Origin of the sequence: Candidatus Symbiopectobacterium sp., from assembly GCF_020054415.1 — a bacterium.
Classification (GTDB): Bacteria; Pseudomonadota; Gammaproteobacteria; order Enterobacterales; family Enterobacteriaceae; genus Symbiopectobacterium.
This window is the reverse complement of sequence record NZ_JAHWCO010000209.1, coordinates 1-7,036: the sequence shown is the minus strand read 5'-3', so window position 1 is coordinate 7,036 and position 7,036 is coordinate 1. Positions and strand designations below refer to the sequence as shown.

6 protein-coding genes and 1 pseudogene are annotated in these 7,036 nt (G+C 51.7%); 3 read left to right on the top strand and 4 right to left on the bottom strand.

The annotated features are described in order from the left end of the window. Positions 1 to 406: 406 nt before the first annotated feature. Both QZ506_RS06185 and QZ506_RS06180 read right to left on the bottom strand, forming a co-directional pair. A complete protein-coding gene (locus tag QZ506_RS06185) occupies positions 407 to 637 on the bottom strand; it encodes a hypothetical protein (protein WP_291969820.1) in 231 nt (76 codons plus the stop codon). Then, entirely contained in the window at positions 638 to 931 is a 294-nt protein-coding gene (locus QZ506_RS06180; protein WP_291969818.1) for a hypothetical protein, read from the bottom strand. A 170-nt stretch (positions 932 to 1,101) separates the two neighbouring features. Between QZ506_RS06180 and QZ506_RS06175 the strand changes: the two genes are divergently transcribed. Next, positions 1,102 to 1,740, top strand: a complete 639-nt coding sequence (locus QZ506_RS06175; RefSeq protein ID WP_291969816.1) for a glutathione S-transferase family protein — start codon at positions 1,102 to 1,104, stop codon at positions 1,738 to 1,740. Positions 1,741 to 1,840: 100 nt separating this feature from the next. Here QZ506_RS06175 and pta read toward each other — a convergent pair whose 3' ends face one another. Together pta and ackA are read right to left on the bottom strand one after the other, a co-directional pair. Further along, the gene (gene pta / locus QZ506_RS06170) at positions 1,841 to 3,979 is read right to left on the bottom strand and encodes a phosphate acetyltransferase (protein ID WP_291969814.1); all 2,139 of its coding nucleotides are present in this window, start codon (positions 3,977 to 3,979) and stop codon (positions 1,841 to 1,843) included. Positions 3,980 to 4,072: 93 nt separating this feature from the next. Further along, the gene (ackA, locus tag QZ506_RS06165) at positions 4,073 to 5,275 is read right to left on the bottom strand and encodes an acetate kinase (RefSeq protein ID WP_291969812.1); all 1,203 of its coding nucleotides are present in this window, start codon (positions 5,273 to 5,275) and stop codon (positions 4,073 to 4,075) included. 550 nt (positions 5,276 to 5,825) lie between these two features. Here ackA and yfbV point away from each other — a divergent pair. Next, on the top strand, positions 5,826 to 6,281 hold the full coding sequence (yfbV, locus tag QZ506_RS06160; protein WP_291969810.1) for a terminus macrodomain insulation protein YfbV: 456 nt from the start codon (positions 5,826 to 5,828) through the stop codon (positions 6,279 to 6,281). Positions 6,282 to 6,451: 170 nt separating this feature from the next. Further along, positions 6,452 to 6,874, top strand: a pseudogene (locus QZ506_RS06155) (YfbU family protein); the annotation flags it as partial. Positions 6,875 to 7,036 lie beyond the last annotated feature (162 nt).

The window sequence follows — 7,036 nt, the reverse complement described above, 5'->3', positions numbered from 1 at the left end:
TGTATGCGAAGGGGACTACTTTGAAGGCGACAATATTAATGTAGATGAATAAATAAATATTTTTTTCAAAAAACGAAAATTCCCGTTACTTTTTGAACACACCTCGTATGCGTGAAAAGACGATTCAACAAACGATCAAAATAGAGTCTGGATATACAGCTCCATGGATCCATCGTCTGACAGACAGACTCACAAGCCTGGAACGAAAGAAGACACACTTCCGGTTAATCTAAACTCGCCATTCTATCCCCCCTCTCTTTCCCGGTAACTATAAACAAGCATCTGTGCACTGTCCAGTTGACAGAATTACAGATAGTTGGAAATTATGTAATTTTCAAGATTAATTTTTCTTTTAATTAAGAGTTTTTCCTAGAAATTGGTAGCACACTGACGAGATGGGGAAGATTTATTGTGGGATCAGGTCTGAGCTAGTACAGATAAACGCCAGAACCGTGGTATGGTGTTGCTCTTGCGCCATGGTGACCGGTACGCCTACCTTGTTGGTGAAATTATGGTGTTCCATATCTGGCAACGCATTCAGTGGCGTAAACGCCACCGCGCGATCTTCCCGTGTATCCTGAGGATAGCGATAGTCCGGTGCGCGGATATCCAGTACGCAGCTAAGCCCATACATCACCTAGCACTCACGCTGCTCCAGCAGCACCCAATCTTCATCCACCTCCGCCACGCGCCCTTTGTAAGAGGCGCGATAAACGGAAATGTTGGCATCAAACTGATCCACACCGGTGCGATTATCAAGATGCAGCGTGGAGAAATCACCGACGGCCAGCGCGTGGCCTTTAGGGAAGAAAACCCGCAGTGTATTGCTAGTGCGCGGGTAGACGCCGCAAATGTGCATCACCACCTTTCCCTGCTGGTAGCAGGCTAAAACCCCCAGCGTCTTCTTGCCGAGATAGTGAACCAGATTCATGCTGTGCGTTCCTTACGAAGTGAATAGCGAAGCGCTAATATATTGTTTTTTTTGTTTGTTTCGAGATTATTTGTCTGCGTGTACGCTGTCAATAGACCTTGCCATGAAAACAGACAGGCCGATAATCATCGGGTTACACTAGATATATCGGTCAAATAAAAGGAAATATTATGCTGATTATCTGGGGAAGGAAAACCTCATCTAATGTGCAAGCGTTGATGTGGTGCGTCGGTGAGCTTGGCTTGCAGTTTGTCAGACATGATGTAGGACACCGATACGGAGGAACCGATACAGCGGCATTTTGCGCGCTCAATCCTAACAGCACCGTTCCCGTGCTCCAGGATGGGGATAATCCACCGCTGTGGGAAACGGGCGCTATCCTGCTATATTTAGCGAACCGCTACGCAACGGGCGGTTTCTGGCCCGAGGATTTATTAGCAAGAACGGAAGTGGATCGCTGGGCTGAATGGGCAAAATTGAATATTGCGCTTGGATTTACTGCCCCTGTATTTTGGCGTGTGGTGCGTACACCAGAGGCTGAGCGTGACCTTCGTGCGATCGATACTGCTGTTAACGCTTTTGAGCAAAAGCTCGACATCGCCGAGCAGCAGCTTGCCAGCCACCCATTTTTATCCGGGGACGCATTTTCACTGGCTGATATTCAGTTTGGCCATGTGCTGTATCGTTACCACGATATTGGGATCAATCGTAAGCCTTTACCGCATCTACGCGCTTACTATGCAAAACTAATGCAACGCCCAGCCTTTCAAGAACATGTGATGGTGTCCTACGACGAATTGCGTGCGTGAGCGGAATTGATGTAAAAAAATCCTCCCGCAACCTGCGTTGCGAGGGGATGGGGACTGAAGTGGCGTACTACGTACTACCACTTCAGTCGGTTACCCGAGATTATTGCTGGGTAGCCTGAATAGCAGTCAGTGCAACGGTATAAACGATATCGTCTACCAGCGCGCCACGGGACAGATCGTTCACCGGTTTGCGCATGCCTTGCAGCATCGGCCCGATGGAGATCAGGTCAGCAGAACGTTGTACCGCTTTGTACGTGGTGTTACCGGTGTTCAGATCCGGGAAGATGAACACGGTAGCTTGACCCGCAACCGGAGAATTCGGCGCTTTGGATTTCGCTACGTCGGCCATCACTGCGGCGTCGTATTGCAGCGGACCGTCGATCACCAGATCCGGACGTTTTTCCTGTGCCAAACGGGTTGCTTCACGCACTTTTTCCACGTCGCTGCCCGCACCAGAGTTACCGGTGGAGTAGGAGATCATGGCAACGCGCGGATCGATACCAAATGCGGCGGCGGAATCGGCGGACTGAATCGCAATTTCGGCCAGTTGCTCTGCGGTCGGATCAGGGTTGATAGCGCAGTCACCGTAGACAAACACTTGTTCCGGCAGCAGCATAAAGAACACGGAAGAAACCAGTGAACTGCACGGAGACGTTTTGATCAACTGCAACGGCGGACGGATGGTGTTAGCGGTAGTATGAACGGCACCGGAAACCAGACCGTCAACTTCGCCTTGTTCCAACATCAGGGTGCCCAGTACCACGTTGTCTTCCAGTTGCTCACGCGCGACCACTTCGGTCATGCCTTTGCTCTTACGCAGCTCAACCAGACGCGGAACATAGCGTTCGCGAACGGCATCCGGATCGACGATTTCGATGCCTTTGCCCAGTTCAACACCCTGTGCAGCAGCAACGCGTTGGATCTCTTCCGGGTTACCCAGCAGCACGCAATGCGCAATACCACGTTCGGCACAGATAGAGGCGGCCTTCACGGTACGCGGTTCGTCGCCTTCCGGCAGCACAACGCGTTTGCCCGCCTGGCGTGCCAGTTCGGTCAACTGATAGCGGAATGCCGGTGGAGACAGACGGCGAGAACGCTCGGATGCGGCGCTCAGGGATTCGATCCACTGGCTGTCGATGTGGCGAGCCACGTAGTATTGGACTTTCTCAACGCGTTCGCTGTCGTCAGCCGGCACTTCCAGGCTGAAGCTTTGCAGGCTGAGTGAGGTCTGCCAGGTGTTGGTGTTCACCATAAATACTGGTAGGCCAGTCTGGAAGGCGCGTTCGCACAGTTTGGCGATGCTGGCATCGATTTCATAACCGCCGGTCAGCAGCACGGCACCGATTTCAACGCCGTTCATGGCAGCTAGGCACGCGGAGACCAGGACGTCAGGACGATCCGCAGAGGTTACCAGCAGGGAGCACGGACGGAAATGTTCCAACATGTGCGGAATGCTGCGCGCACAGAAGGTCACGGTTTTCACACGACGGGTCTGAATTTCGCCTTCGTTGATGATGCGGGCATTCAGGTGTTTTGCCATGTCGATAGCGCGAGTAGCGATCAGATCGAAGCTCCACGGTACGCAGCCCAGTACCGGCAGCGGGCTGTTGGCAAACAGTTGTTTCGGATCGACGTTCGGCACGTCTGCTTTGCTGGAATCGTCGAAGATTTCAGACAAATCAGGACGGGTACGACCTTGCTCATCCACCGGAGCGTTCAGCTTGTTGATGATAACGCCGGTGATGTTTTTGTTCTTGCTGCCGCCAAAGCTGCTGCGAGCCAGTTCGATGCGCTCTTTCAACTGGTCCGGAGAGTCGTTGCCCAGTGCGATAACGAACACGATTTCGGCGTTCAGGGTTTTAGCGATTTCATAGTTCAGCGCGTTGGCAAACTGATGTTTGCGCGTCGGCACCAGACCTTCTACCAACACCACTTCTGCATCTTTGGTATTTTCGTGGTAGTTGGCGATGATTTCTTCCATCAGCACGTCTTGCTGGTTGGAACTGAGCAGCGCTTCAACGTAGCTCATTTTCAACGGTTCAGCCGCAGTGATGGCTGAGTTTGCGCGGATGATGATGGTGGTCTGGTCCGGCGTATTGTCGCCAGAACGCGGCTGCGCGATCGGTTTGAACACGCTCAGGCGCACGCCTTTTTGTTCCATGGAACGAATGACACCCAGGCTGACGCTTGTCAGACCAACGCTGGTGCCAGTGGGGATCAACATGATTGTACGGGACACGGCTAAACCTCTTTACGGTTGCTCGCTGAGTCAAAAACAGCTTGGTCAGGAACCACACCCTCAGCCTTGGCTGACGGTGTGGGATTACTTGTCTTACGCGGTGAGACGCAGGGCGTCTTGCGCGATAACCAACTCTTCGTTGGTCGGGATTACCAGCGCAGGGCGGCAGCCCTCTTTGCTGATGTTGCCGCCGTTGCCGAAGCGAGCAGCCAAGTTGCGTTCGTGGTCGACTTCAAAGCCCAGCATGCCCAGTTTGTTCAGCGTCAGTTCACGTACCATGGCAGCGTTTTCACCGATACCACCGGTGAAGATAACGGCGTCCAGACGGCCTTCCATCAGCGCACTGTAAGCACCGATGTATTTAGCTAGACGGTGGCAATACACGTCCATGGCACGTTTGGCATCCGCCTTGGTGGTGTAGTTGTCTTCAACATAGCGGCAGTCGCTAGTGACTTCAGTCAGGCCCAGCAGGCCAGATTCTTTGGTCAGCAGCTTGTTGATAGCCTCAACGCTCATGCCCAGGGAATCGTGCAGGTGGAAGATGATTGCTGGGTCGATGTCACCGCTACGGGTACCCATGACCAAACCTTCCAGCGGGGTCAGACCCATGGAGGTATCGACACACTTACCCTTACGCACTGCGGTTACGGAACCGCCGTTGCCCAGGTGGCAAGTGATCAGGTTAACTTCGTCAACTGGCTTGTTCAGCGCTTCTGCGGCCTGTTGGGTCACAAAGAAGTGGCTGGTGCCGTGTGCGCCATAGCGGCGAACGTGATGCTCGGAGTACAGTTTGTACGGCAGGGCATACAGGTAGGATTCTTCCGGCATGGTCTGGTGGAATGCGGTGTCGAATACGGCAACGTTTTTGTCTGCCAGCGCCGGGAAGGATTTCAGCGCTTCGTCGATGCCAATCAGGTGAGCCGGGTTGTGCAACGGTGCGAAAGGCACGGAATCTTTGATGCCTTGCAGTACGTCGTCGTTGATCACGGCAGACTGGGTGAATTTCTCGCCTCCGTGTACGATACGGTGGCCGATAGCAACCAGTTGCGCGGAGAGTTCCGGTTTCTGTGCCAGAATGGTGTTAACGATGAAGTTCAACGCTTCGCTATGTGCAGCGCCTGCGCCCAGCGCAGCTTCCTGCTTGGCACCATCCATTTTCCACTTGAGACGGGCTTCAGGAAGGTGGAAACACTCGGCCAGACCTGACAGGTACTCTTCCCCGTTAACAGCATCGATGATCGCGAACTTCAGGGATGAACTACCGCAGTTAAGAACCAGTACTAACTTACTCGACATGGAAGTACCTACTTGTTATACATGGTGAACAAATGTCAAACAGCGCGTAGCGTAGCCTAAACATCCGCTGACATTTATGACTAACGTCATGGCACGGTGTGATTTCCCTGACATGAGCATGAAAAAGTGCCGATATGGCCTATCCGCATAGCATACTGGATGCACGGCGTGCGAAGGTGATATATCGGTACTGAAAAGCATGTGGCGAAGAATAAGGCGATAAATGTCGCGCCCGCACCAATGGTCCCCCTGTTTTTTGCCTATGCTGTAGTTAATACAGTTGAAAACGGCATTCATCATCAAGCACGATGGTGAAAGGATCGTTATCCTGGCATGCAGCATGACCACGTAGGTTTAGTGACATGACTACTTTAGTAATAGATGGCGACCTACGCCGAGGTAGGATACCGATAGCGTCAGGCAAACACAAAATATATTTTAAGTTTATCAAATAGAGTTGCTGGCTTGTTTTATAATTTTATTTTTTATTTGTTATTTTGATGATGCAATCGAAAATGGTAATAACTGAAACGGTAACAAAGGAGTCGCCATGAAATCTCAACCAACTGATAAACGCGGGGGATGGCGTGTACTCCATTACGGGCAACATTATATGAAAACCTGGCCGCTGGATAAACGTCTGGCGCCTGTTTTCCCTGAAAACCGTGTGGTGCGTGCTACGCAGTTCGGTATTCGCTTTATGCCGCCGCTGGCCGTGTTCACCTTAACCTGGCAGATCGCGCTGGATGGCCAGCTGGGGCCAGCAGTTGCGACCGCACTGTTTGCTTGTAGTCTGCCGTTACAGGGGCTGTGGTGGCTAGGCCGCCGCTCGGTATCGCCGTTATCACCAACGCTTTCCGAATGGTTTCACGATCTTCGCCTTAAACTGCAAGAGGCTGGGATGGCGCTGGCACCGATTGAAGGTAAACCCACTTACCAGATGTTGGCCGACGTGCTGAAACGTGCTTTTAAACAGCTGGACAAAACCTTTTTAGACGATCTGTGACCGTTTTCACCCTTATGCGTGTGAATAGCATTATTTTGTCCTTCCCCTCTGTTTTAAATCAAAAAACCGGAGGCTAGCGCTATCTTCTCACTTTTGGGTATGCGATTCTGGTATCAGGTTAAACGAGTCAGCGGCGTCAGGCCGGTACTATAGAGGTTCAGGAGTGCACGATGGGAATGACGAATGCCCAGAGATTGATCCTTTCGAATCAATACAAAATGATGACGATGATGGATCCGGACAATGCAGAACGCTATCGTCGGCTGCAAACCATCGTCGAGCGTGGCTATGGGCTGTAAATGCGTGAGTTGGATCGGGAATTTGGCGAACTCAGTGAAGACGTGTGCCGCACCATCATCAATATCATGGAAATGCACCATGCCTTGCAGGTTTCTTGGGATAACCTGAAAGACCGCAAGGATCTGGATCAGCGTCGCCTGGCCTTTTTGGGCTTTGATGCCGCGACCGAAGCGCGTTATCTCGGCTTTGTTCGTTTCATGGTGCATGTGGAAGGGCGTTGCCCGCATTTCGATTCCGGTACTCACGGCTTCAACGCACAGACTAAAATGTGGGAAAAATACAACCGCATGCTGGCTTTGTTGAATAAATAGATATTGGCTTTGTTGAATAAATAGATATTATGCTGCGTAGCCATAAAGGCTGCGGATTCCCTTGACGTAAAATCAGTATGTTAAATCCAGAGCGTGGTGATGCATCCCGGAGCGATCAGCATTTTAATCCAAAACAGGCGTGTC